This is a genomic window from Paenibacillus endoradicis (genome assembly GCF_024721975.1).
The window spans coordinates 1,037,967-1,064,604 of the sequence record NZ_JANQBB010000001.1; the positions used below are offsets into that span (position 1 = coordinate 1,037,967).

Consider the following 26,638-nt stretch of genomic DNA (forward strand, 5'->3'; position numbering starts at 1 on the left):
CTACTACAAACCCTGAAACTATCGCATCTATGAAAGACATTTCAGGACATTGGGCTGAAAGTGTTATTAAAGCAGGTGTTTCCGCTGGCTACATTACAGGTTACAGTGATCAATCATTCAAACCTAATGCAACAATTAATCGTGCTGAATTCATAACAATGCTTGGCCGTGCTTTACAAATGAAAGCAACAACGAATTCACTGACATTTACTGATTCTAATAAAATTCCTACATGGGCAACTACTTATATTTCTCAAGCTGTAGAAGCAGGAATCGTTAGTGGGTATACAGATGGCAAATTTAGAGCAGATAAAGAGTTGAATCGTGCTGAGATTACAGCGTGGATAGTTCGTGCTACAGATATTAAATTAGATAATACAGCATCACTATCCTTCTCTGATAAAAAATCCATTCCTACGTGGGCTACGCCTTATGTTGTGACAGCCTTTAAAGAAGGACTTGTGAGCGGTGTTGGTCAGAATAAATTTGCTCCTCAAAATATTGTCACTCGTGCTGAGGCAGCAACCTTTATCGCTAAGCTTCTAAAAGTAATCAACTAACTTAGTTATACGTTATAAACAAAGTAACACCTACACAATAAGCTGGTTTCGGAATTCATACGGAACCAGCTTATTTTTTATTCGTTATGTTAGATAATGGTCATCATAGAATACTCTCTTAATCCCCCGCTTCTATTCTTACTTTTTATAGTATATCTATATCAATATGGTACAATTAGGTTATTAATCTAGTTAACTATTAATATAATAAACAATAAAAGGAGAGTCTAACACATGCTCAAAAGTCGCTATACGTACTCATTACTTATTCTGTTGCTATTGGCTTCTTATTCGACTCCGTACTATGCTGCTTCTGCGTCGCCTAATCCTTCCGATTCTAGTCAACGTTCAGTCAGTCAACCTTCCGTTACAATTAATGGACAGTTAATTACGCTTCAAGGTCCTCTACCGACGCTAGTAAAAGGAAAAACTTACGTTCCAGCCCAACTTTTTGAGCATCCGGACATTCAAGCCGAGATTAATGAGTTTCTATTCGAAGATGATTCGAGCGTTTCTATTTTATATTTCAATGGGAATCTTTCAATTACTCCAGATAGTAGCGAGTACTGGGTTCAGGATTACAATGATGCTGACGATGGGTCTTATACAAAAATCGAATGGAAAAGTCGTCCGCCTTTTCTCTTGGAGAATGATCTTATGGTTCCAATGCGTGAAGTTGCCGAACGAATTGGGATCTCCGTTGATTGGGATGTAACGACTAGAACAGCGATGCTCACTACCGATGCTGACTTTCGCGCTGAACTTGAATCCCCAGATGATTGGGCAGAATGGCTGGGGAGGAAACCTCTCGAGATTGATGACCCCTCAGGGAAATCAATAACCGAAGAGGATTTGTCTGATTATATCATTTTAAATGACCTTACTGTTCTGGACAAGCTCATACTACATAAATACACAGCAGTACTGCTAATTATTGAAGAGGAAGATGACAAGAAATTTCTCTCTAGGAGTTACGTCGACCGTTTGAGAAACGGGAAACTGGACTCGAGTATGGCAATGATCACAGATGAGTACGATGGACCAGATGTAGTCGTTCATAGGTTTGGACATCACGTTAGTGTTGGTATGTTTGAGCAAGGCCTTGCTACGGAATACACACATTTTGAGGTGAATTACTTTGTTGATGGAGAGAGAGTCGAAGTTACCTATGATATCGCGGGTAAACAAGGCATGTTTTTTGACATTCCTGAGGAAGTCACATTCGGTAATATAACATTTTACGGGAAAAACGGTTATACTTTCGAGACTTACTTCTGGTAAATCGACTAATTTGACCTCTATATTTGAATAAGTAGTTTTTACCACCCACCTTGATACCTATCATCTATTATTTTGAAAATATTCTTAGGTGTTCGTATAGTGGGTGGCTACACTACCTTAAAATTTATTATTGATACAATGATTGTTTACCCCAGTATTTTTCTAATAATTTGAAGAGGCTTAAGCGTATCTCCATATGTATCATTTGTTATAATAATTACCATTCCTTTGCTAGGAGCTACACAAATATAGTTACCACCCATCCCAATTAGGACTATGTATCATATGTGGCCACCCTCCCCATTCTCCCATTTCTGGCCAATCGAATCCCGCACTCATTGTAAGTAAATGTTCAATCGTTATGTTCTGCTTTCTTGGATCAGAATCATGGATTATTGAAGGGAAGAATTCTGATATTGGAGTTGAAAGATCAGGTACTAAGCGTTGCTCAAGTGCTATGCCAATAAGACTTGACGTAATACTTTTTGTGACGGAATTAACTTTGTGCATTTTCTTCTCTGTTTTGTTATTTTTATAATATTGAAATAAAAGTACATCGTTTTTACTTATTAAACAGCTATGAATTTTTTCACGCTTCAATACGTCACTTAAATGGGCACTATTCTTGTTCCATGTAATTTGCAAATATTATTCCACCTTCTCATATTGTGTAATCACTCACAGAAATACAATGCATTTATATTCTCAAGTTGGGCTAATTCTAGAATTGCATTATAGTCTAGAATTGCATTATAGTAATGTGTTCTATCTCCAGCGACATCATAATCTATGGCGTCAAGCTTAGATAAATATTGGTTAAACTTTAGTCACTATAATCGATTCGGATTGTACCCTACAGCCCCTAGTTCGAACATATGTTCTGAAAAATTCAAATAAGTCATTTTGAGCATTATTACCATATTACACCATAAAACCTTGATATTACATCATAATGATGAGTTTCTCTTATATTAATGCTGATTTTTTCGATGAGGGCTCAATGAAAAGTGCCACTTTTAACCTTATAGAACATTTGTTCTGTTTTTTTTTGTGCAACAAATCATCATCTAAGGACTTTTACCTCTCCATGAACTAAAATCCTTTCATCATAATACTGATGAAAGGATTTTAGTTATAACTTCTATGCTTCTATGCTTCTATGATTGTTAGCTTATAAACTAATAACTTCAAATCCTATTATATAATCTCATGAAGTTGCTGCTAGAGTTCATGCGTACGTTTTCGCTATCTACCTACATCAATCAAAACTTTAATTGGAATATTAGAGTCCTGTTCTTTCGTTTCACTTTGAGAATGACGATACAATTCCTCATAGAAACCATTTAGCTCAAGTAGCTCCGTATGTGTCCCTGACTCGACGATCTCACCATGTCGCATAACGATAATCCGATCGGCATGCATAATAGTAGACAACCGGTGCGCGATAACCATCGTTGTTCGACCTTCAGAAACAACATGCAATGCACGTTGAATCAACTGCTCTGACTGTGAATCAAGATTCGCAGTAGCTTCATCCAGAATAAGGATCTTTGGACGAAAAACAATGATACGAGCAAAAGATATTAATTGGCGTTCGCCTGCTGACAAACCGCTGCCCCGCTCAGACAATTTTGTATCATATCCATCGAGCATTCGACGTACCATAGGATCTGCTCCAACGAATTCACAAGCTCTAATTACTTCTTCACGGGAGATGGATTCATCGAACATCCGAACGTTATCAATGATGCTGCCTGCGTACAAATAAGGCTCTTGCTGAACCAGACCGACAATTCGGTGTAACTGTGCTTGTGGCATCTCTCGAATATCAATATCATCTACGCGAATGCTACCATCTTGAACATCATAGAACCTGCACAACAGGCTCAATAGTGAGCTTTTACCTGCTCCAGTTGTACCAACGATACCTATCATCTCACTTGGACGGATATGTAAATCCAGTCCACAGAAGACAGGTGATCCATCTCCATATGAAAAAGTGATATTGTTAAAATCAATGCGTCCTTTTACAGATTCTACTTCCATTTGATTAGGCTTTGGATGATCCGTTATTTCTGGATTAAGATCAAGCACTCCCCAGATCCGATTCACGGCAACGGTCGCCGATTGTAACGTATTCCACTGCTGGGTAATAGCATTAATCGGCTGAAAGAACTGACGGATATATGTGATGAATGCGTATAGAACCCCAAATTCTAGTGTATGACCTAGCACTGCATTTCCTCCCACCCATGTCACGAATGCGATGCTAAGGTTACTTAATAGATCAAAGGACTTATTGAATACCACATGAGTACGTATCTCGCGAATATTAGATTTGAGATACGCTTCATTACGTTCTTCGAATCGTTCTGCCTGTGCCTTTTGTTGTTGAAATACTTGAATCAAGTTCATACCCGACAGATTTTCAGCTACAAACGCAATCAGGCGAGATAGTCTTGTACGTGCCATCTGATACGTATTGCGCATAAATGAACGAAATGATAACGCAATGACTGCAATGATAGGGAGTAATATAAGACAATACATACCTAGAGTAGCGTCTAACTGGAACATCATAATTAAGATGAAAAATAGCGTAAGACCATCACGTAGTAAAGTGTGTAATACTTGGTTAAAAAATTGGTTTACCGCTTCGGTATCACTTGAAACATGTGTAATCAGACTGCCACTAGGTGTCTTATCGAAATAAGACATAGAGAGTTTCGTAATATGTTCGAACAACTGCTTTCTTATCTTTGCCACGATACTTTGTCCTGCAAACTGCAATAAATTATTTTGCAAATAAGTGAACAAAAATCCGGATATCGACAGTCCTAAGTAAATCAAGCAGATGATTAGTATACTGCCGAATTCGTTCTTGCCGGACATTAGATTATCATCGATCACTACTTTAACTAAGTAAGGTTGGAATAACTCAGAAGCAATGGATATTACGGTGCAGATTAGAACTAAAATAAATGTAACCCTATGAGGTACCACATAAGAACCTAAAATTCGAAAGGCAGAGCGATATTGATATTTTGGCTTCTTACCTTGTTCCGTATGATGTTCCTTGTGATGTTCCTTGGCTAGATTTTTATTTGAATGTGGCATATTGGCTTCCCTCCTCTTGAATCGCATGAACCGTAGCATATTGTCCTGGCTCAGCAAGCAGTTCTTCATGCTTACCTCGCTGAATGATTCGCCCTTCGTCCATTACGATAATAAGGTCAGCATGCTTTAATGCACTGATTCGGTTTGCGATAATAATTGTAGTCTTACCAAGACGTTCTTCTTGAATTGTCTGTAGAATTTCAGTCTCAGTAACTGAATCTACAGCGCTGACACTATCGTCTAATATCATGAACGGTGCCTGCTTGATAAATCCTCTGGCAAGACTCGTTCGCTGACGTTGTCCTCCTGATAAAGTGACGCCACGTTCCCCTAGTTTTGTCTCAAATCGATCAGGAAATTCCATAATATTGTTATACATCCGTGCTTGTTGCGCAGCAATTTCTATCTCGACTTGCTCCGCTTGCTGTTTAGCAAAGGCTATATTTTCACCAATCGTTGTGCTAAAAAGGAATCCGTCTTGTGGTACATAAGCGATTTGACTGCGCAAACTGTTGAGTTTAACCTCACTGATGTCCGTTCTACCAATCTGAATTGAACCTTCAGGTGCTTCATAAGTTCTTAGTAGTAATTTAACAAGCGTTGTCTTACCGCTGCCAGTGCGACCAACAATGCCCAGAGTCATACCAGGTTGAATGATTAGATCGATCTCCCGTAAAGCTGGCTGAGTTGCTTTTGGATATGAAAAGGTGAGATCTTGGATATGTATAGGGAATCTATCTAGCTCAACATTCACAGCATCTGCCGCCTCAACAATATCCGGTTGTACAGCGACCAATTCGTTCAACCGTTGCAATGATGCACGAGATCTTTGCACAGTATTTATTACGTTCCCTATTTGCTGAAGTGGTGTCATTAGCATACGAACATATAACGTTAAAGCGACGAAATTACCGAGCGTAATCTTTCCAGTTATAGTTAGATAACCACCGAGCATTAATGCAACAATTAAGGATAATGAGCCTAAAAAAGGAATGATCGCTTGGAACAATGAGGACATACGAACTAGTGCTAATTGGTTGTCACGAATTCGGTCGACAGTTGATTCAAAACGTTCGATCATAAGTGGCTCAACCGCGAATTTCTTGGTGACCCGAATACCACCAAACTGCTCCTCGGCTGACTCAGTCATTGTAGCCAGAGATTGTTGAACTTTTAATGAACGCTTGCGAATAGCAGGACCTAGACGTGTCACAATCCAAGGGATTAGAAATAAAGGACCGACAGTTGCTGCAATTAAATAGATTGGAATGTCACTAAGGAGCATAGCTCCTATACATGAAATTGATAGCATTGTGCCCGTGGCCAGCTGATTGACACCCATGGAGATAGATTCTCTAACTCCAGTAACATCATTCATAAAGTAGCTGAGCATCTTACCCGTACCGTTATTTGAATAATATTGCTCACTTAGTGCGGAGAAATGGGAGAATAGTTTACGTCTAGTCATATATTCAAACAATCGGCCAACATACATAATGAGATATTGTCCATAACCCCCGATAAGAACATGACCTCCACCTATCAGCAGTAGTAATAAGCTATAACGCACGACATCATGTGAAATCAAACCTCCCGACTGGAGTCGATCTGTGAAATCACCGAGCACCTTCGGGAAACAGGCAAATATGATGCTGGCGAGCGCATGCAACGAAATCGATGAGAGATAGATGCGCCATGTGTCTTTGAAATATGGTTTTAATATACTGGATGACTTCAACTTCAATTTCCCCCTTTCATCTTATGTATACAATCGTATACAACCATGATTATGTATACGATTGTATACATAATCATGGTTGTATGTCAACAATTATATGTTAAGGATTGCGCTTGAAAAAAATTTATAAATGCTATTAGACAATGAATTACTATTAATAAGTACAAAAAAAGCCCTATTCAGTAAGGCTTTTTTTATACTTATTAATCAACCATATTAATTACCATTCATACAAACTATCCGCGCAACATATCTGTTGTGTTATTTTCTAGCCGTTTTACGCCGATGAACAGAAAAGCGTATGATGTAATACACTGCCGCGAAGATTAGAAGCACACCAACGATTTCAAGTAAATCATCTAAACCGAATGGTTGATCAACCCCAAGTAATATGGATGGGCTTGACCAATATGCGATGTGAAAATTGCTATTAGCTTGAGAAATAGGAATAGCGTCAACAGATAGCTCAGTATGTAGTTGCGCACTTGGTGATTCACTGAGTAATCGATGAGAGTTCTGAAAAATCTGTAAAACTTGCCAACCGATAATTAATGACATTAACAATACTGCAAAGATTATGGATTCAATCAATATCCTTTTCCTCATTGATTAACCTCCACTCTCGATTCCGATGAACTAACCATATTTTGTAGTCAGTAATTTCATCTTTCAGATTGTAAACGGCATCCATATCCATGTAATGTCCAACCGCAGTAATTGGGATTCTTATTTCAAACTTAGTTTTTTCAAGTTTTGAAAAATCAATAAACAAACCTTCCTTTGTCGCTTCTAAAAGTATTTTTGAAATAACATTCGGTAAAGGGGTGATCAGCTTTCGCGAGAAATTTTTCAACTTTAACGTAATGACTCTTGCTAACATCACTTCATAGTCTACTAGCTCACTGACATAAAGTTTATTGAACCAACCATCATCATGTGCATAATATGCAAATCTCTGTTTAGGTATAACTTGTAAGTTTTTTGCAAGATGGCCAAAGTAGAGCAGTTCAGCAATTTGAAATGAATTCAAATTATCTAGATCGTCTACTTTGTTGAAATCAACCCAACAAAAATCCCCATATCCGTATACATCATCCGCAATTAATTCATCTATTTCTAGAGAAGTTACATATTCGAATCTTGAGGCAAGGTTCAACTGAGCATTATCAAAGTTATGCTTCAATAAGATTAGATTTTCTGGTCTATGCTCAACACATGACATTAATTCATGAAATTCTATTCCGTACGAGAAAAAGCATTTACTAGCGAAATCTCTACCACTTACATAAATTACATCTCGTACAGTCTGTTTCTTTTTCATTAGAAAATCCCTCAACTGTGTTCATATTTGCGTAATGTCTTAATTCAATTGACCAAATATACTTGATCATTAATTGTCACAGTCCCTACTTTAGTTACATCAGCATATAAGCCAAATTTTAAATTCATATTTTCATTTATGAGTTTAAGCAGCGTTACATCCTTTTCTAACGTATCTGGATCTATTGTAATCATTGTGCAACGTTCACAAGGGTATTTAATTGTAAGTTCACTATCACCGATGATTAGTCGTCTACCAATGAGCTCATCTTCATTAATACCTTCTTCAAGCGTTATATAGAAGTTCGCTCTAAATCTACGATGATCAAGTCGTTTACCATATAGCTCCTGTAGCCTCTCAATTGAACGATCTGTAATAATTAATATACTTGCATCATCGACACCGAGAAGGTTATTAGCATTCAGATCAAACTGTTCCATCGCTATCGATGTTTTGGAATACTGCTGAATTTCTTGCCTAAGTTGTTCATCCCAGTTATAGTTCACTCCTTTTGGAGATTTAATAGATACCGTTAATTTATGTTCGCCTTGTGAAGATACTAATTGGGCATGATAACCGATCATTGCAGGAATTTTTCTAGCAGTAATATAGCGGTCCCAACCAGTCTTTTCCTTGTTAACGAAGGCATGTCCACGATCACCTAATAGTCCGTATGCTGCTAGTTGGACAGTATCTAATGTCTCCCCAGAAAAAGACTTCACAGGGTATCTATTAATTTCAATGAGTTTGCCTATTTGAGTTGTATACATAGTATGTAACCCCTTCATTCATATCGTGATGCTTCATATTGACTTTAGAATTTAGCCTAGTTAACTTAGTTGTAATTTACTCCGTAATTTCCACCCGTCAATATTGAATCCACCGGTTTCTTTCAGAACATATTCCGTTAAAATTTTATAGCAATGAATCATGTTGTCTTCTTCGTCTGCTTTCAATGCTTCTATAAACATAGTCTTGAATTGTTGGTCTGGAAAAGCTTGCTTCATATACTTTCTCAAGTAAGAAGTTTCCGTTAAGTATAGGCTAATTTGATAATGAGGAATTTGTTCTATCTGGAGGACCGAACAATATATATCAAATAAATCACATAAAGAATTGTTATAAACAAACGAGAAATCAAATCGTTTTTGCTCATAACAATCCAATAAATTATCGTAGGCGTCCCATAATGTATATTTCTTAATTTCTATTAATGACGGTGATAAGTTGTCGTATGTTTTGGATTTCCAATGTAATGCTTCCTGTTTAAGTTGTTCAATAACACCTATATGATCAAAGATAACTTTTCCAGTAATAAATTGAACCATTGCCATCGTGCGTTGATCATTATAATCTTCTTGGAAGTAATATCTTATTTGTTGAGGTGGGTTGGAAAAATATTCAATTAACAATCCATCAATAATACAATTGCCTCGTTCTCTCCACTCTACATCTTCCGAAAGAATAAGATGAATATCGATATCTGATCGATTAGATGGTTCACCTGTAATATAGCTGCCGCAAACTAAAGCCCCAACGACATCTTTGTTCTCAATCCAAGTGTTAATAAATTGTTCTACTGCTATTTCCCATGGTTGCATTAACGAACACCTCCTGATGTGTAGAATAAATGTTTTCTACCTAAATTTAGCTAATCATAACCAACCTCAATGTTCTGTCCGCTGTGAAGATGATCGATCTTTGAGTAAATAAATTAATTGCTTCAGAGATTTATCTATTTCTTTGGAATGATTCAATTGGCTTTTTAATGTTACTTCGATACTAATCACACAGATTAGTATAATAAACAGTAAAATAATGACTATAAACATGAAGATAACCTCCATTCATTTGTTAACCAAAGAGTATATCCATGACAGTACCTAATGTTCCTGCGTTCTTACCCCTTAAGACACTAGGATCATAGATTTCAACGAAGCCACAGTGATTGCATGAGACAAATAGGAAATGATTATGTTGAATATCTAATAGTTTACTAAGTCCAGTGCCTGTCATCGCCACTTCTTTTACTCGGCAATCATCGCATTGACACTTTGCACACTTAAAGTTGTCATTTATCGTATCCACTACAGACGGATTATTGTCGTAGTGTGTATCTGGATAATGTAATGGTTCTGAGTCAGTTGAATCTGAGATATCAAAATCACTATCGGATACGTCATGTAACTTTCGATGACATACTGGACACTTACCGTTTTTGATTTCTATCTCATTTTGACACCACGGGCATTCGATCATAATTACACATCCTGTCAATATAGATTTCTGAAAACTTATTCATTGTTAAGAATGATAGCTTCAACTAACTCACGAAATTGAAGTTGTGTTTCTTGCGAAGCAATGAATTCTTTATTCTGAGTCATTAATAATTCCAATATATCCCTTACATTATCATTTTTCACTCTGTTGAGTTCATCATGAATATCAACTAGCTAACCCATGATGTTGGATATGATTTGAATTTCAGTAATCTCCTTCTCATCTAAGGTGAAGTAATTCCGTTCGCCATCATTAAGAAAGTGTTCGGCGTGAGTATTATACAGATGATCGAAATATACTGATTAACTTTGAAATACATCAAATAAAGTAAAGTTAGTATTACTTAGTGCAATTAGGTTCATAGAATCTTTGGGATGTAACGCATTGTGTATCATTACAAAATTCACTTTGGATAGTTTCCAAATTATTAAAATCTCTTTGTAGATAATTATGATTGGATCCAATCAGACCAACATACAATCTACGTTCAAATATTGCTTGTTTTAATGATTCATTAAGTAATGATATGTTGTTATAGTATTTCGATAGTCTATAACTGATAGAAACTTCATATAGTGCTAGTTCTATTCTTCTCAATCCATGCAGTAATAATAGCAAAAAATATGTAACAGAAAAGTAAGAAACCAGCTGCTATTTGAGAGCTAGGTGGTTTTATTCCCCATACTGAATTTATTCCGAATAAAATGATAACTATCATAAAAATATATAATCCGTAGACTCCTACTTTTTTCTTGCCGGAAGTCACCGCTACATAGAAAAGAAATCCGATCAGTAGGAGGATTACTTCTAATGAAAAGCTTATGAATGCATGATCATACAATCCAAGGCCAATCTTGTAGTTATTTAGCCATAATGGAAGGTCTGCACTATGGACAATAACATCAAGTAACCAATGTGAAAATACAGCTAGAGATACAATAATTGCTTTCTTAAAACTTCTATTTTTAAGTATTGGTATGTATTTAATGATTAGAAAGGCAATTCCACTCCAAAATATAGCACCAAGTAGACTGTGAGTATAAGGCATGTAGATTAAGTTCAATGGTGAACCTGATGCTTCGTGAGATATCGTTGCTTTTTCGATTCCAGTAAAAATGAATAATGACCATATAATATCTACAAATTGAACAGCAAGAAAAAGTACCCAAAGTGGTATTTGCGGCTCATATTTTTTTGATATAAAACTAACAGAGTAATGACCTATAAACAAATTAATTCCCCCAGTTTAAAAATTGACTATGTTATGCTCATTCTCATTCTCCAAACGATCGAAGATACTGTAATCCCAAGAAAAATACCACTAATTGGTGCAACAAACATGATTCCGAGAACATTATGACTGGTTGACAAAACTAGTTTCAATAACGTAACTAATATGGCCGTTAAAATAACGATAAGCCAATACTTATATTTTTGTTGCTTAGTTACTTTTATTCTAACCGTGCTGACTGTATTACTGCGGTACAAGTAGTATCCTAGCAGGCAACAAAGTAGACCAAATCCCATTATAGATGAACCATATTGAAGTGCTTTATAGGTTGGTATATTCATCAATAGTACATCATTTAATACTGGCATTAGATCGACAAAAAAGCCGTGTGCATGAGTAAAACCATCAATTAATATATGAGTTACAAATCCAATGATTATTGACATGATGAGTACAATCCATGATCTAAACGATTTTAAACTCTCTAGTTGCAGGAAATGATAGAATCGTGTATTCAGGTCATAACGGGAAGTGATATGAAGAGATAATGGCACTTTAATAACATGATGAACGAGATACGCTATGATCATTGATAGTGGAATCGCCTGAAGAATTAACCCTAACATAGAATGGCCAATACTTCTGTATGGTTCAAGCTTAACGAAATATTCGAGGTCAGGGGACATGCTCCCTAATATCAAACCTGTTGTACTGAAATATTTTGGCTTTATGTACTTTATTGGTATAGCAAACATTGCATGTGACAAAGTAAATGGCATAATAAACTCCTACTCAATACATATTATATTTAATAAAATTATGAGACCTTCCAGAACGGGTGAAGTAAAATAACTAAACGATGAATACTAACAACCAAAGATCGAATTTCTCAAAAAACAATCCTTAAAGACTTATTTGTGTAGCTCTTTAAATCTATCATAATGATTGTGTGATAATGCTTTTTTTAATAATTCATTATTATAGCCACAATTTTTCATTGTATGAATAATGGTATCAACACGATCTTGTCTATTTCTTCTCAAGTTTGATTCTAGTTGGATTTCTAGTGGAACAATAGGAATGTTATAATTTCTAAATTCGACATGTGTGGCAAGGGACCAAATATATTTACCGCCTTCCCATATGCCTTCCCCTGTATCCGAATCAGGAATACCTGCCGAATCGGCTATATGAACGACTTCTACGTTAAATTGGTTGATCATCCATTTACCTTTAGTCCATGTGAAACCCGAAGGAAAGGTTTGAGTGAAGTAAGGATCTTCTACCGATGATAACCATTCCGATTCAAAATAAGAGCGTTCACTTTTCTTAGTTATACTATACGTAGATAACAAGGAAGCTAACTTACTTACATCCTCCTTATTCTTAACATAAATATCTATATCATTTGGAATCATCTGTGCGGTTTGCAAGACTGAACTAACAGAACCTACAAGTATCCAGTCGCATTTCAAATTAGATTTATAGTAAAGTTCGCAAAATGTTTCTAGTGCATTATCCCAGCCCATAAATACATCCTTTCAATCTTTATAGAGATTGTTAATTAACACTCGCAAACCATTAACACATTCCCATCAGGATCCTTAAAGTTGAACCAATTATGTTCTTTCCGTTTAATATTGCAGTCATATAATACCTCCATTATCGGTCAGGAAAGATAGTTAATTATTTCTGTATTTACTAACTGGGATTGTTCGTGATTGATCGAATGCCCAGTATTTTCAATGATCTTATAGTGTAATTTATTCTCATTAAGTCTATTGATTGCTTTTGGGTAATAACTCAATATATCTTTGTCACCAATTAAAAATAAGGAATTATCTCTGATTAATTTGATCTGATCATGATCAAACATAGTTAGTTTATGCTGCATCATGGATTTATTATTGAAATACTTAAGAAGATAATACCAATGGTTCATGAGCTCAGTATTGTTCTCAAAAACAGAATAATTAGGTCCACTTAGTTTTCTGAGTAGCTTCTTACAATTTTTTTCGGTTGGAAATATAGCCTCGGGTAGAAAAGCTTTCATCATCTTGCTCATTACTTCAAATTGGCTAACAGCAATACTTCCCGCCATACAAACAATTTTATTGACTTTAGATGGTCTCATGATTGCATAATGATAGGCTAGATAGGCACCATAAGATACTCCTACAATGTGCGTTGTTTCAATTGATAACGATTCCAGTAATTCATCTAACCAAGTTGTTTGATCAAATTGTTTATAATACTTTTCATTCGGCTCACTCTTACCAGAACCTCCAATTGCATCAATAGCAATAACATAAAAACTTTCAGATAGCTGTTGTATATTATAAATCCACATCATCGCCGAGTTGTCTCCGGTACCATGAAGTAGGAGTAAAGGCGGATTAGTAGGAGACCCTACCGTTATAAGATGTGTACTACCATAAGAGGTCGGAATATCCTTTTCTTCGTAAGGTACCTGCCAATCTACTAACAATCTATCATACGATTGATAAATTAATTTTTGAGCTTCACTAGATTTGTATCTTTGCATTAGACTCACTCCTTACTATGATTAAATTACCATTTACCGAAAAATAATAGAATTGAGACAGACCCCAACCTGCTTTAGCTCTCGCTTTATCTAGGTAAGGGTCTGTGTCGGTGGAAATAATATAAAGTTCTCTGAATCATAATTCAATTCTATCATTAATTGGGATATTTTGTGCATAATGTCGTCATTTTGTACGTGGCGTAATCTGAACATCCATTTGCTTGTCACATGCTAGCTATTGTTGGCGACTGGTATCTTTCAAATACGAGTTGTGCATTTCTAAAAATTAATAGTTTATACAATTCTGGAAAGAAATTTGTTGATGTATGATCTAAATAGAATGACAAGAGACATCAAGTAATGTCACCTGATGTCTCTTATTCTGGTGCAATAATATAGTAGTGAAAGAATAAGCTAACCTTATATAAATTACTTCTCTCTAAAAAGATAAGTATAGATATATTATAAATCTTTACCCATACAGACGCTCTCTTCGCTATTCACATATGGTTCGTACTTATCGATAACTGTATAACCAATTTTTTTATATAATGATATAGACTCGGGTTGATTTATTCCAGTTTCAAGAATTGAACTTTGGTTTCCCTCTTCAATTGCCCATTGTTCTAGCTCACTTAATACTGCTTTCGCAATGCCTTTTCCTCTAGCGTTTTCTTTCACATAGATTCTTTTCATTTCAACAACATTATCGTTCTTCGTTTCTTTATAACAGCCACATCCTACAGCGATGCCTTCTTCATATGCGACAATTACTCTGAAATCTAAGTTGATGTTATTAAATGGAACGAAATCTTGTTGCGTATCTGGATATCTAATCCATAGATCTTTATCTAACAAATCAATTAAGTATACAAAATCCGGATCATTATATAGCGTTCTTTTCAAAATTATCATTATGTACTCCCTTTAGAAACAAGTATTATTGAGATATTATTCACGAATTTTGAGGTTTAATTAATTAGCTTAGAATAGCTGTTTTTAAATATCTTCTTTTTTCAAACTTGAATTTGCTTCATCAATAGCAAACAATTGCTGTTTCAACTTATTTTGTTCTGTGATATAACTTTTGCTACTATTCATATCAGCTGATTTTTTACTAATCTTATCATAAATCATGACCAAGAATATTGTAATAACTGAAAAATTATAAATTAGAAATCCTTCAATTTCAAAATTCATATAGATAATACTGTTAATAAAGATAAAAACAAAAAACGCCAATAAATAACGCAAATAATTCTCCTCCTATTGTAAGAATAGATTGAATTCTTTAAATAGATATTAAGGTCTTCTCAACCGCATGGACAACAATACTTTACTAAGATGTCCAATTACGCAATATTACTTCAGCTTCTTTGGAGGTTTTTATAATAATAATCATTGTATTCTCAGAGGATTTTTGTAATCTTTCAATTATTCCAGGTATCCTATTTTTTCTGAAATTCCAACTATACTTTACTAATTCCCAATCTAATGACTCAGGACATCCTTCATTAAGGTCGGGTCTCGACTTACCATGATATTGAATTCTTCGCTTAATTACCCTATATGTTGTAATCCACGGAGATAGGTCAAAAAGAATAATTACATCCGCTGCTTGCATCCGAATATCAAGTGTCTTTCCATAATAACCATCTATAATCCATTTATCATGCATTACTAGGTCCTCATTAAACACCGTCCATTCGTCAACTGGAGTTTGAACCCATCCCGGCTGCCAAAAGTAAAGATCTAAGTGATATACAGGTAAGTTAAGTGCATCACCAAGTTTTCTAGAAAAAGTTGATTTTCCCGATCCAGGTGAACCAATGATCATTATTTTCATTTTAATGTCCTTTAATTGTCAGAGTTAAGTTCAGCATAAAATATGACTCTATTAATTCTTTGAGATGGTCGACTTCTATTCCTAATTTCATTCCGGAAGTTACCTCGACTCTTTATTGATTTCATTCATAATATAGTTCATATAATTGATTGCTTCATGTTTTCTTCTTATATTTGATCGATAAAGTGATTTTGATATACTACGTCTTGTATGAATTGATTCATTGATGATCTTATGGAATTGTATAGGTACAACATTTAATGCATATTCACCTGCTCTGACTTTGGTCGTTATCTTTTGTTCACGAAAAGTGTAATACAAACGTGTTATCCCAAGTACTCCCCATTCAATCTCTGATACTCTGAAGTATAGTAAATAAGAATATAAGGAACGCCAATCGGATGATTTCTTTATCCAGTTGTTCCAGTAAGTATTTAAGTTTTCGTGCATCTTTGTAATTAATAGTTCCCAATCTACAGAAAAGTCTAATTCCTTTGTTGCAGGTCCAATAACATTGATCCCAAAATGTTTCAACTCGTACCATGTTACTAAGTTCATTTCAAAGTAACCACATTCATGCATATGACCATCTGAATAGTAAGGAAATGGTTCTACTTCTTCAGGAAGCTTTCCTAAGTCATTCCATGTAATATATATGCCATTTAAATTAGGTTTTTTATATTTGGACTCTATTTTTCGATGGATTTGGTTACATCTTTCAATATCAGACTTACTTAATCTTTCATCAGATATTGCTATAAAATCAATATCGCTCAGTTCTAATGAATAGTCTCCCATTGAAATAGAGCCATATATATAGAAGCCGTTAATCAGATTGAAATTCAGTTGTTGAATTTCATGTAAATATAAATCTATTATTTCAATAATTCTGGGATGTAAGTTAGGGCTCATTAATTGGACTCCTATGATTAATAATTATTTACTAGAGATTAATTAGAAAACGTTAACATGTTATTACATTCTCAAATTTTGCTCCGTACCCCCACTTTCCGATATGTGGCTCAATAGCCCACTTTCTACCTTTTAAGCTGACTTGTTCATTGTCAGGACATATATAGATTCGTTTATTTTGATTAGCATAATCTTCGATCGAATGTCCAATATTTCCATTAGGATCGAGTAATTCATATCCTCTAGATTGGATTAGATCGTTACTGAACTTGAATAACTCTCCGATTGTAGCTGCATGATTTGCAAACTCATAAGATAATTCAAATATTTGCTTTGCATCATTTATTAACTGGGAAATTTTCATATCATGCCCCACCTGTATCGTTTCCGAGTAATCTCCCCATTTACCATTGAGCATAGGACTATAATCAACTAGTACAATATCCGATTCTTGTAGAATAACATCATCAGAAGGTAAATGATTTCCACGTGTGCAATAAATAGTATTCCTATTAAAGTTTACAAGCATGGGATACCAAAGGGCTTCTGCTCCTAGTGAGTACATGATCTCCTCACATATATTCGAGAACTCTTTTTCTGAGATCCCAGGTATTAAATAATGTTTTGATCTCTGACAAGCGATAATAGCCAATGATTGTGCGTCTATGTTTATCATTCCTTTTTAATCTTTATAGTAACGAAGTAAGTATTGATCAATTTCATCTATTCGCCCAATATCATCTTGTCCATTCCAAAATTGAATTTTATCTGCTTCTGTATTTTTGATAAATGGTCTTGTTTCCTGTATCCACGCAGTGAATAAACCACCGTATTCTGTCTTTCCATTATGTAAATTGAATTTCATCAATCCCAAGAACTTTATCTCCATTGGTATCTGATTAGACTCTTCTTCCATTTCTCTTAAAGCACGTTCTCTTAATGTTTCTCCATCTTCTTTAATTCCGCCTACTAGCTCCCAATGCTGTCTCCAATGATTTAGCATAAGTAAAAATCCATCACTATTTTTAGCTACTACGAACGCATGTGTTATATTGTAATTTAAACTATTTATCTCTGCTTCTTTCTCTGTTACCGTAATAAGGGTCTCAAAAACATCTCCTCGTTTATTCATACAATGTACCATTAAGATTTCTCCTCTGTGATCTAATCTATCTAAAATGTTTTATTGTAATAATGGATTTGTTAGTCGACGTGCGTTAGTCGACGTGCAAAAGTTCCTATTCAGATCATTTATGATGTCTGTTACTTCACTTAATTCATTAATCGTATGACAGGATACTTCAGGCTTTGTATAATATAGATCTTCTTTCCATATGCCTATCATCCCTGCTGTAATACACCCTTCTACATCCTTTTGGGGGTGATCTCCTACATAGATTGCTTCGTTTGCAGTTACTTGCAACCTATGCAACGCTCTTTTGAATATCTCCATTTCTGGTTTCTTTATCTGTTCTTCCTCTGATACAATAATCACGTCAAAATAATCAGTTATACCAAGTCCTCTTATATTTGATCTTTGAAATTCGGAATATCCATTCGTAATGACACCTAATTTAATATTTTTACTTCTTATTTCATTCAGTAACTCGTGCATGCCGTTAAAGCTAATACAATGATGCTCAAAGCGTTCTAGGTAGTCAGCTAATAATTCATCACGTGTTATATCCAATTGATATTCATTAATCAATTGTTGGTAGACAATATCTTTCCACACATAGCCACGTTGATCTAATTCAATAAATCGTTCACTATATATCGAAAAATCTATTTTCTGTAATGCCGTTATGGCGTAATACTGAGATAATAGCATCTTTTTTAATGAATTATCTCGATCTAGCAAAGTACCATCCAAATCAAAAATTACTGCTTTAATCATTCCTATTACTCCTTCTTCATCTCTATTACGTTCACTGGGTACGACAAACGCCCGCCTTAGATTGCTCTTATCTTAGGTGGGCGTCTATGTTGTGCGCAGCTTCTGGGATTTGTTCTTTTTATCTAAATTTCTTATAGCAGGCAATTGCTCTTCTCTTTTTTAGATTAAATATCTATATATTCTGACACTCTTGATTGTAACAAATCAATTAGTTCTTCATCCATGTATTCATATTCATCTGGAATATCTAATCTTATCATTTTCTTCTGTTTTATTTCATCTCTAAATTTGTTTTGTAAACGTACTTGATGTTTTTTCTCCATAACAAATATTATATCCGCCCAACCAATATGTCCTGCTGTAACTTTTACTCTGGCATTTTCTTCTGTGCCAGCTGATCTAACTTCATATAAATTAATGCCATTAAATATCTTTTCAGCCGTTAAACTTCTCCACTTGTTTCTACTACAAATAAATAATAACTTGATCTAGTCCACCTCATCTTTGTAATCATTGCTCTCGTTAAATCCTTCTTCTTTCTCTACTTTATTTATTAAGTTTGTACATAAAGTGGTGAAAGTCATAGCTAGAAGGATGCTTATTGCTCTAAATAATATTTCGTTAAAATTTAATTTACTACCATTAATGATCAGATGATAAATACCATAAATAACTATAAAAAGAGTCGAAATTATTAAAATATACTTAATAGTTGTTATAATTTTAGGATTAAACTTCCGATCTTTCTTTAATAATTGAAAAATAATGAGTACAGTTATAATAAGAACGAATAAAAAGACTACCACGTTTCACCCACTTATAAAGTCTATCATACATGTTCTTAAAACGTTGATTCCCAATTCCTTACTTAAATTCTCTTCGATTTCATCATCTTTAATCATTTCATGCTCATTGTTCTGGTTGTTTAGGCTGGTAGTTTTGATGAATTGTTCGATCAGCATATCCTTCTCTTCTTCTTTATTCTTGAAAGAGTAATAGAGACTATCCTTTTTATATAGGTATACTTTTCTACTGTTATTTTTGAAGATGCTGATATCATTATTTTCTGAAACAGGCATGTGATTCATGGTTTGAGAAATACTTTTTAATAAGGGCTTATTAAGTTCGCTACATCTTACAACGATGGTAGGTCTACGAATGTTGCATTATGGGACTGTTAAACTAAAGTAATATCTTTAGTTATTCTCCGCATTTCTAATTATTCCTTTAAAAATATCGGCTCTTCTTGATTCTATAATTATTATGTCATCATCTACTAAGTATTGGTTTTTGTCTTCTTTTAGATCGATTTTTATACGTTTTGTTTTCCCTCTTTCATTTTCATAGGTAACTACATTGTTTGAAATTTCTATAATCTTTCCTTTTATTTTCACACTATCTTTTGTAATATAATCAGTTAACACAACTGCAAATAATATTAAAAAGACACCTAATATAACGCTTTCTATTACGATTATAAATAATAACTTTGTACTGATGAGGGTTACTGTCAAGTTTACGAGTGTAATAATCACCCAAAATATCACAAAGTATAAAGTTCTTTCAACATATTTGTTAGTCATAGTTCACCGTTCCTAAACATTATATTTGTTTTACTTCATAAGTCAGACAGATTAAAACTTGCCCAGGAGAAATAGAGGCAAATTAACGCGAGAGCTAGAAAGAATTTGATTTTTTGCATTCATCACCAAACCTTTCGATCTCAAAATTTTTGAGTTACTTAAGAACAAAGCCCACCTCAGATAATTATTATCTTAAGTGGACTTCTTCGTTTTTGTGCATGCTTTATAAGTATTCTATTCTATGTTTCTGGCGAAAGTAGTTAATGCGCTTCTTAGTTAAATCATGTTATTGAGATAGTATTCCTTGCTCTACCGAATTATTAATAATCGATTGTGCATATTCCCATAACTCATTAGAGCCATTAGCAATCTCTTTATTGCGCTTGAAAACCTGTTCACTAGTGATATTGTATTTCTGCCAAGTATCACCATTATTATTATGATTGTGAATTAAAGGTTGCAAGCGATCCAGTGATGAAGCGAATTTCGCCTCTTCTGTCTCCTTATTTTCAAATTCAATCCATAGATCCATTAGTTCTTTCGCTTGTTCCGCTGGTAACATACCGAATAGCCTTTTGGCTGCTTGAACTTCTCGATCATACTTATCAACCTGCCCAATACTATCGTAGGCAAAAGTATCACCTGCATCTATTTCTACTAAATCATGTATTAAGATCATTTTGATTACTTTAAGTAAATCAATTTTGTTATTTGCATTGTTCTGTAAAATTAACGCCATCATTGCGAGATGCCAAGAATGTTCAGCGTCGTTCTCTAATCTTGAACCATGCATGATCTTTGTCTTTCTCTCAATTGTTTTGAGTTTATCTATTTCTATTAAGAAATTCATTTGTTCCTTCAATAAAGTTTCCATTTAGCAGCTCCTTATATTGTAGTAGAATACTAGTCATTCAATGATATCTCTCTATAGTGCTCTACAACAGGGAATGGACTGTAGTAATGGTGTAATAATGATTTCCATTCTTGATATTGTTCTGATCCTCTGAATCCTATCTCATGAGCCTCAAGCGTCTCCCATCGAACTAATAAAATATACTTGTTCGCTTGTTCAAGACATTTTTGTAATTGATGTTCAATGTAACCTTCCATGCTAGCAATAATTTTTGAGGCTTTCTTGAAAGTCGATTCAAAACTATCACTTAATTCAGGTTTAATATGTAATACAGCTACTTCTAGTATCATGATTGCGTCCCCCTCTTGTAGTGATCACTTTAGCTTTCTTTGTTTGAATTTTTGAACACCATAAATCAATATTTAATCCTCGAATCAACCAAACGTTATTGATGTCACTATTGGTTATATTGTCTGCGACAAGGAAGCACCACTTACGTAAATCTAACTATTTCTTCTTCAATAGGAGGATAAATATTTTGTTTTAATAAGATTCATATGATGTAGTTCGTGTCCCGCAATTATGTAAATGCATGCACGAACAGATAAATCATGATTATTGAACATGCCTAATCTTACAAAAGCATCATCCGGAAGATTGTTTATCAATGATAAACTTGAATCTCGTACAGCTTTATAGTCGTTTAATACGTTAACTATACCAATATTATGATGACCTGAATATTCTACAAAACGATCTCTATCATAGCCAGATAACTCTCCAACATCTCCTCTCGCAATTCTCAATATTCGATAATTCCATAATCTTTCAACATCTGAAATATGACCGATTACTTCTTTAATACTCCATTTATTCTGTTCATATCTATATGTACCTTGTTCTTCGGTTAATGAACTTATTAGCTGTGAGGTCAACTCTTTTTGTCTTTCAAGAACTGTAATTACATCTTCTTCAGTAAATAAATCAATATATTTCTTTGCTAACGGTAAATATTCATTCTCATATGGTTTTTGTATCATAAAGGCCTCCTATAATATTGAATTCAATCGTCTTCTAATCTCTAATACTAATTCATTCTTTTCAGTTTGGGGTATCCATTCTACTAGTCTTGCTGCAGCCATAGGTAATACCCACTTATCTATGTCAATGTAATCTTTACCAGAATGCTTTAAATAGTGCTTTACATATTCATTGTTAATTCGCTTTCTTATGAATTTAACAATGGTAGTTATTAATTTCGGGGTTCCTTCGTGCATTGTTCCGTAGGTCAACAAAATCACAGATCTTGCAATATCCGCGGATGGATTACCAACCATTCCTGTCATCCAATCAATGATCCAAGCATTATTCTTATCAATTAAGATGTTATCTGGATGAAAGTCACCATGACAAAGCTTATTATCTTCAGGTAATCCTTCGAGGTAATTAATAATCTTTTTCTTTTCCTCTTCAGTTAAGATAGGAGCCATGTTTACATTATTCATGATTACATCTCTTTGTTTCCTTCTTAATTCATTCGCTTCATAGGAATGTAATTGATAATGGAGAGTAGCTAATTTTTGAGAATAGTACTTAATTCGCAAAGGATTCCGTGTCATAATATTCAGTAAAGTTAATCCAGAGATACGTTGAAAAATTATCCCCTGTCTATCATCTATTTCAGTCATTTCAAAAGGTTTTGGCGTGTTTATGCCAAGTGCATAAACAAATTTACTATTTAAAAATTCTTCGTTAATAGCTTGATGAGGGAATTCCTTTCTATATAGTTTTAGTACTTTATTTTCATGCGCATCATATATTTCAGCAGTTCTACCTTGACCGATAATTTCCAACAATATCAACTCCTCAAAAAGTATTATGTATCATTTGGGAAATATTACTTTTAAAACTAGCTACAGTGAAGTGATTAGATGGTGGATTACTATCTTCAGACGGTGCAATATATTTCGAATATTTACAGTGGTCTTCTTACCATAAATCGATCTGCATTTTTATTAAATCCAAATTGTTCATATAGCCCATGTGCATCTGCTGTTCCTAATACTCCAAGTAAATCTTTGTACTCTTCCGCCTGAGTAATCGTTTCAATTAATTTCTTGCCTATTCCTCTTCCTCTATATTCTTCATCAATCACTACATCACATAGATAATAAAATGTAGCCCAATCCGTTATAACCCTTGCAAAACCAATCTGAATGCTCTCATGATATACTCCGTAACAATAGGATGTTTCTATTGATTTATTAATTGTTTCAGTTGATCTTTTATTAGCCCAATAAGATGCTGATAAAAACTTATGTATTCTTTCTTTGTTTAATAATGCTTTATCTGAACTGATCAAATAATCATTAAATCTCACATTCATAGGACTATCCTCCATTACTTGATAATAAGATTGGAATTTCAATAAAATGAGTGCCCATAATCTTGTAGGTTCCTTTGTAAGAAGATCCAACTTCAACAACGAAATTGATTATTCCAGTTTGGTCGGAATCTCCATCAGGAACGATATCAATGACAATAGTTCCTTTTCCACCAGCATTGGGTTTATAACTTCGTTCTCTTCCAACTTCTATTATCGAACCCCATTGCTGTTTTTCCTTATCAGTAGTTGTCCATGTGGATATAAACTGTTCACGTTCTAATTGTGTTTCGTTTTCAGGATAGCTGCTAATTATATTGGCAATTTTCCACTTCTGAGGGATATTAACTGCTACACCACCCCAATCTTCTGGGTCAATCTCAATTATCGCTACAATACGTATTTGTTCAACTTTATCCTCTTCACCACTAACAAAAACCGTTCCCTTAGCTGATGTATTCAATTCAGTAGAATCAGAATTCACAACAAAACTATTGGTACTTATAATATTTTTGTTGACTGGTGTATCTTGTAATGGGTTTTCTTTGTACGAAGGTAATTGTGAAATGGTAATTATCACAGCAGCAAGTATTACAGTACATAGCAATAGGCGTCTAGTTCTTATTGGCATATCTACCTCCTACAATAATAATTAATTTGAAATTTTTAATTATCTTTTTGATTTGTTTAATATTCTAGGTGACTTGACTTTAGAAAGGTTTAGATCGTGATGTTTAATAAAGAAGAAATTGAAAATTTAATAAGGTGAGGGTTATTTGGAGTGTGGTTCTACAGTCAATTATAACAAACAACGTGAATTATTTCAGGGTTTTGACTTTTTCTAGTTTTGATTATTCCAATTTTTCTTCAACAATGAATGGATTACTACATCAATATACTCTTGATTTTTATAAAAATATTCGTGTAATATTCCTTCTTCTTGAAACTTAAACTTATCTAATATCTTTCTTGTATTTTTATTCTCGGAATGATGTAATGCTTCCATTCGATTTAATTCAAGTTCCTTAAATCCATAGTCTATTATTAATGACAACGCTTCGGTCATATATCCATGCTTCCAGTGATCTGGTGATAGTTCGCATCCGATCTCTGCTTTGTGATGATTCTTTATCCATTTATGAAATCCACATGTTCCGACAATACGATCTTCATTCTTAAGTGTTATACCCCATCTGATAACTTCAAAAGTATGGAACTTATCATTCCAATACTTAATTATTGTCTCTGCTTCTTCTATTCTGGTTAAGTTATTGATGTCATAAAACTGAGTTACTTCATCTTTTGCTAAATATGCGAATAAATCTGGAGCATCATTAATAGTCAGTTGTCTGAGAACTAGCCTATCTGATTCAAGTACTTGAAACCTCATAATTTTCCTCCTCAGTTTAAGTTCATTTGAACTAACATCAATTCGCAGGTTCATTTTTCACACCGATTTCATTAAATTCACATAAAAGCCCACCTTAGATTACTATTATCTAAAGTGGGCTTCTATACTAACGAGCAGTTATTTCAGACATAAGATAAATCTCATATCTAATTCTAAAGTAAGTCTCTAAAATTAGTTTTACATTTTGACTAATTCTTTTTCTTTTTCCAATATAGTCTGTTCATACCTATCAATTTTGCCATCCAACCGTTCAAATACTTTTTTCATCTCTTCCATTTTTAAAGCAAGCTGATTTCGTTGCTCAACTAAGAGGTTTTTCCTCGTAGCTATTGTTTCATCACCTTGTTGATACAGTCTGACATATTCAATTAACGTCGCTACTGGCAGACCACTACTTCGCATACATTTAATAAAATCTACCCAGCGACAGTCATCATCCGTATAATCTCTAATTCCTTTGCTATTACGGTTCACCGCCGGAATTAGTCCGATTTTTTCATAATAGCGAAGAGTATCAGGAGATAAATCATATTTTTTGCTTACTTCAGCTATTAACATCAAAATTCACTTCCTTACATTAGATAAAAAACACCAGAAATCGTAATGGATTACCGATTTTTTCTATTATAGTGCACCAACTACCGGATGTGGAACATAAGGCTCTTCCATTGACGCAACTTCTTCAGCTGTTAACGTAATGGATAACGCTGCAACAGCATCCTCGAGATGATTCGTTTTTGTTGCACCTATAATAGGAGAAGTTACTGGTGTATTTTGTAACAACCAAGCAAGTGCAATTTGTGCGCGAGGAACGCCACGTTTTTCTGCAATTGCCGCAACCCGCTCCACAATTAACCGATCCCCGTTGGCAGTCGCATCATACTTAGACTTCTGGACTTGATCCGTTTCAGATCTATGTGTTGTTTCTGACCAATCCCGTGTCAATCTACCTGATGCAAGCGGACTATATGGAATCACACCAATTTTCTCTTCTCTACAAAGTGGCATCATTTCTCGCTCCTCTTCTCGATAGATGAGGTTTAAATGATTCTGCATCGATACAAACTTCGTCCAACCATTTTTGTCAGCTACATGTAATGCCTTTAAAAACTGCCAAGCATACATCGCAGAAGCACCAATATATCTTGCCTTACCAGCCTTCACGACATCATGCAGTGCTTCCATTGTTTCTTCTATAGGAGTATTATAATCCCATCGATGAATTTGATAAAGGTCAACATAATCGGTTCCGAGTCTCATCAAACTTTTATCAATTTCACTCATAATAGCTTTACGAGAAAGACCTGCACCGTTTGGTCCTTCATGCATACGGAAATGAACTTTTGTCGCAAGTACGATCTCATCGCGATTAGCATAATCCTTTAGCGCGCGTCCAACGATTTCTTCGCTTGTTCCATCTGAATACACATTTGCGGTATCAAAGAAATTGATTCCAAGATCTAGTGCCTTCTTAATAATAGGGCGACTTTGCTCTTCATTAATTACCCATGGGTGAACCCATCGTTCGGCTACTCCAAAGCCCATACACCCAAGACAAAGTCGAGATACATCTAATCCAGTATTTCCAAGTTTCATATATTCCATATGTTTTCCCTCACATTCTATAAGAAATTGTAGTTATTCTCTAAAGTTTAACTCTTGGAGTTAACTCCAAGTCAA

General features: G+C 34.6%; 33 protein-coding genes. 2 read left to right on the forward strand and 31 right to left on the reverse strand.

Annotation, left to right across the window (positions count from 1 at the left end; all coding sequences use genetic code 11):
- Positions 1 to 29 precede the first annotated feature (29 nt).
- Both NV377_RS25885 and NV377_RS04745 read left to right on the forward strand, forming a co-directional pair.
- A complete protein-coding gene (locus NV377_RS25885) occupies positions 30 to 560 on the forward strand; it encodes an S-layer homology domain-containing protein (RefSeq protein WP_373425803.1) in 531 nt (176 codons plus the stop codon).
- Between the two features lie 234 nt (positions 561 to 794).
- Positions 795 to 1,841: a stalk domain-containing protein gene (locus tag NV377_RS04745; RefSeq protein ID WP_258200004.1), complete on the forward strand. Its 1,047-nt coding sequence runs from the start codon at positions 795 to 797 to the stop codon at positions 1,839 to 1,841.
- Positions 1,842 to 2,093: 252 nt separating this feature from the next.
- Here NV377_RS04745 and NV377_RS04750 read toward each other — a convergent pair whose 3' ends face one another.
- The 31 genes from NV377_RS04750 to NV377_RS04900 all read right to left on the reverse strand — a co-directional run bounded on the left by NV377_RS04750 (position 2,094) and on the right by NV377_RS04900 (position 26,563).
- A complete protein-coding gene (locus NV377_RS04750; protein WP_258200005.1) occupies positions 2,094 to 2,486 on the reverse strand; it encodes a serine hydrolase in 393 nt (130 codons plus the stop codon).
- A gap of 600 nt (positions 2,487 to 3,086) precedes the next feature.
- Complete coding sequence (locus NV377_RS04755; protein ID WP_258200006.1) at positions 3,087 to 4,958, reverse strand: ABC transporter ATP-binding protein; 1,872 nt, start codon at positions 4,956 to 4,958, stop codon at positions 3,087 to 3,089.
- The gene (locus NV377_RS04760) at positions 4,942 to 6,696 is read right to left on the reverse strand and encodes an ABC transporter ATP-binding protein (protein WP_258200007.1); all 1,755 of its coding nucleotides are present in this window, start codon (positions 6,694 to 6,696) and stop codon (positions 4,942 to 4,944) included. The genes NV377_RS04755 and NV377_RS04760 overlap by 17 nt, the downstream gene beginning before the upstream one ends.
- Before the next feature lie 261 nt (positions 6,697 to 6,957).
- Complete coding sequence (locus tag NV377_RS04765; protein ID WP_258200008.1) at positions 6,958 to 7,302, reverse strand: hypothetical protein; 345 nt, start codon at positions 7,300 to 7,302, stop codon at positions 6,958 to 6,960.
- On the reverse strand, positions 7,280 to 8,017 hold the full coding sequence (locus tag NV377_RS04770; RefSeq protein WP_258200009.1) for a hypothetical protein: 738 nt from the start codon (positions 8,015 to 8,017) through the stop codon (positions 7,280 to 7,282). Before NV377_RS04770 ends, NV377_RS04765 begins: the two co-directional genes overlap by 23 nt.
- 44 nt (positions 8,018 to 8,061) lie before the next feature.
- Complete coding sequence (locus NV377_RS04775) at positions 8,062 to 8,787, reverse strand: MOSC domain-containing protein (protein WP_258200010.1); 726 nt, start codon at positions 8,785 to 8,787, stop codon at positions 8,062 to 8,064.
- Between the two features lie 60 nt (positions 8,788 to 8,847).
- The gene (locus NV377_RS04780; protein ID WP_258200011.1) at positions 8,848 to 9,618 is read right to left on the reverse strand and encodes a nucleotidyltransferase domain-containing protein; all 771 of its coding nucleotides are present in this window, start codon (positions 9,616 to 9,618) and stop codon (positions 8,848 to 8,850) included.
- 66 nt (positions 9,619 to 9,684) lie between these two features.
- A complete protein-coding gene (locus tag NV377_RS04785; RefSeq protein ID WP_258200012.1) occupies positions 9,685 to 9,849 on the reverse strand; it encodes a hypothetical protein in 165 nt (54 codons plus the stop codon).
- Positions 9,850 to 9,871: 22 nt separating this feature from the next.
- Complete coding sequence (locus NV377_RS04790) at positions 9,872 to 10,276, reverse strand: zinc ribbon domain-containing protein (protein WP_258200013.1); 405 nt, start codon at positions 10,274 to 10,276, stop codon at positions 9,872 to 9,874.
- Positions 10,277 to 10,865: 589 nt separating this feature from the next.
- Entirely contained in the window at positions 10,866 to 11,528 is a 663-nt protein-coding gene (locus NV377_RS04795; RefSeq protein ID WP_258200014.1) for a hypothetical protein, read from the reverse strand.
- A gap of 26 nt (positions 11,529 to 11,554) precedes the next feature.
- On the reverse strand, positions 11,555 to 12,307 hold the full coding sequence (locus tag NV377_RS04800; protein ID WP_258200015.1) for a DUF4184 family protein: 753 nt from the start codon (positions 12,305 to 12,307) through the stop codon (positions 11,555 to 11,557).
- A gap of 132 nt (positions 12,308 to 12,439) precedes the next feature.
- Positions 12,440 to 13,057 (reverse strand): nucleotidyltransferase family protein, encoded by a 618-nt coding sequence (locus tag NV377_RS04805; RefSeq protein WP_258200016.1) that lies wholly within the window; start codon positions 13,055 to 13,057, stop codon positions 12,440 to 12,442.
- A gap of 140 nt (positions 13,058 to 13,197) precedes the next feature.
- Positions 13,198 to 14,073, reverse strand: coding sequence for an alpha/beta fold hydrolase (locus NV377_RS04810; protein ID WP_258200017.1), 876 nt, complete (start codon positions 14,071 to 14,073; stop codon positions 13,198 to 13,200).
- Between the two features lie 462 nt (positions 14,074 to 14,535).
- Positions 14,536 to 14,988 (reverse strand): GNAT family N-acetyltransferase, encoded by a 453-nt coding sequence (locus tag NV377_RS04815; RefSeq protein ID WP_258200018.1) that lies wholly within the window; start codon positions 14,986 to 14,988, stop codon positions 14,536 to 14,538.
- An 84-nt stretch (positions 14,989 to 15,072) separates the two neighbouring features.
- Complete coding sequence (locus NV377_RS04820; protein ID WP_258200019.1) at positions 15,073 to 15,327, reverse strand: hypothetical protein; 255 nt, start codon at positions 15,325 to 15,327, stop codon at positions 15,073 to 15,075.
- Positions 15,328 to 15,412: 85 nt separating this feature from the next.
- Positions 15,413 to 15,919, reverse strand: a complete 507-nt coding sequence (locus NV377_RS04825) for a DNA topology modulation protein (RefSeq protein ID WP_258200020.1) — start codon at positions 15,917 to 15,919, stop codon at positions 15,413 to 15,415.
- 99 nt (positions 15,920 to 16,018) lie between these two features.
- Positions 16,019 to 16,831 carry an aminoglycoside adenylyltransferase domain-containing protein gene (locus NV377_RS04830; protein ID WP_258200021.1) on the reverse strand — a complete coding sequence of 271 codons (813 nt, stop codon included), beginning with the start codon at positions 16,829 to 16,831 and terminating at the stop codon, positions 16,019 to 16,021.
- A gap of 52 nt (positions 16,832 to 16,883) precedes the next feature.
- Positions 16,884 to 17,507: a M24 family metallopeptidase gene (locus NV377_RS04835; RefSeq protein ID WP_258200022.1), complete on the reverse strand. Its 624-nt coding sequence runs from the start codon at positions 17,505 to 17,507 to the stop codon at positions 16,884 to 16,886.
- Between the two features lie 6 nt (positions 17,508 to 17,513).
- Complete coding sequence (locus NV377_RS04840; RefSeq protein ID WP_258200023.1) at positions 17,514 to 17,975, reverse strand: NUDIX domain-containing protein; 462 nt, start codon at positions 17,973 to 17,975, stop codon at positions 17,514 to 17,516.
- 39 nt (positions 17,976 to 18,014) lie between these two features.
- On the reverse strand, positions 18,015 to 18,728 hold the full coding sequence (locus tag NV377_RS04845; RefSeq protein ID WP_258200024.1) for an HAD family hydrolase: 714 nt from the start codon (positions 18,726 to 18,728) through the stop codon (positions 18,015 to 18,017).
- Positions 18,729 to 18,892: 164 nt separating this feature from the next.
- The gene (locus tag NV377_RS04850; RefSeq protein ID WP_258200372.1) at positions 18,893 to 19,216 is read right to left on the reverse strand and encodes a low molecular weight protein tyrosine phosphatase family protein; all 324 of its coding nucleotides are present in this window, start codon (positions 19,214 to 19,216) and stop codon (positions 18,893 to 18,895) included.
- Between the two features lie 708 nt (positions 19,217 to 19,924).
- Positions 19,925 to 20,311 (reverse strand): hypothetical protein, encoded by a 387-nt coding sequence (locus NV377_RS04855; RefSeq protein ID WP_258200025.1) that lies wholly within the window; start codon positions 20,309 to 20,311, stop codon positions 19,925 to 19,927.
- A 286-nt stretch (positions 20,312 to 20,597) separates the two neighbouring features.
- Positions 20,598 to 21,185, reverse strand: a complete 588-nt coding sequence (locus NV377_RS04860) for an HD domain-containing protein (RefSeq protein WP_258200026.1) — start codon at positions 21,183 to 21,185, stop codon at positions 20,598 to 20,600.
- A gap of 29 nt (positions 21,186 to 21,214) precedes the next feature.
- Positions 21,215 to 21,514: an antibiotic biosynthesis monooxygenase family protein gene (locus NV377_RS04865; RefSeq protein WP_258200027.1), complete on the reverse strand. Its 300-nt coding sequence runs from the start codon at positions 21,512 to 21,514 to the stop codon at positions 21,215 to 21,217.
- A gap of 168 nt (positions 21,515 to 21,682) precedes the next feature.
- Positions 21,683 to 22,204, reverse strand: coding sequence for a DinB family protein (locus tag NV377_RS04870; protein ID WP_258200028.1), 522 nt, complete (start codon positions 22,202 to 22,204; stop codon positions 21,683 to 21,685).
- 9 nt (positions 22,205 to 22,213) lie between these two features.
- Positions 22,214 to 23,017 (reverse strand): aminoglycoside phosphotransferase family protein, encoded by an 804-nt coding sequence (locus NV377_RS04875; protein ID WP_258200029.1) that lies wholly within the window; start codon positions 23,015 to 23,017, stop codon positions 22,214 to 22,216.
- Between the two features lie 122 nt (positions 23,018 to 23,139).
- Entirely contained in the window at positions 23,140 to 23,550 is a 411-nt protein-coding gene (locus tag NV377_RS04880) for a GNAT family N-acetyltransferase (RefSeq protein WP_258200030.1), read from the reverse strand.
- Positions 23,551 to 23,554: 4 nt separating this feature from the next.
- Positions 23,555 to 24,178 (reverse strand): hypothetical protein, encoded by a 624-nt coding sequence (locus tag NV377_RS04885; RefSeq protein WP_258200031.1) that lies wholly within the window; start codon positions 24,176 to 24,178, stop codon positions 23,555 to 23,557.
- A 210-nt stretch (positions 24,179 to 24,388) separates the two neighbouring features.
- Positions 24,389 to 24,937, reverse strand: coding sequence for a GNAT family N-acetyltransferase (locus NV377_RS04890; RefSeq protein WP_258200032.1), 549 nt, complete (start codon positions 24,935 to 24,937; stop codon positions 24,389 to 24,391).
- A gap of 198 nt (positions 24,938 to 25,135) precedes the next feature.
- A complete protein-coding gene (locus tag NV377_RS04895; protein ID WP_258200033.1) occupies positions 25,136 to 25,516 on the reverse strand; it encodes a MerR family transcriptional regulator in 381 nt (126 codons plus the stop codon).
- Between the two features lie 66 nt (positions 25,517 to 25,582).
- Complete coding sequence (locus NV377_RS04900) at positions 25,583 to 26,563, reverse strand: aldo/keto reductase (protein WP_258200034.1); 981 nt, start codon at positions 26,561 to 26,563, stop codon at positions 25,583 to 25,585.
- Positions 26,564 to 26,638: the final 75 nt, after the last annotated feature.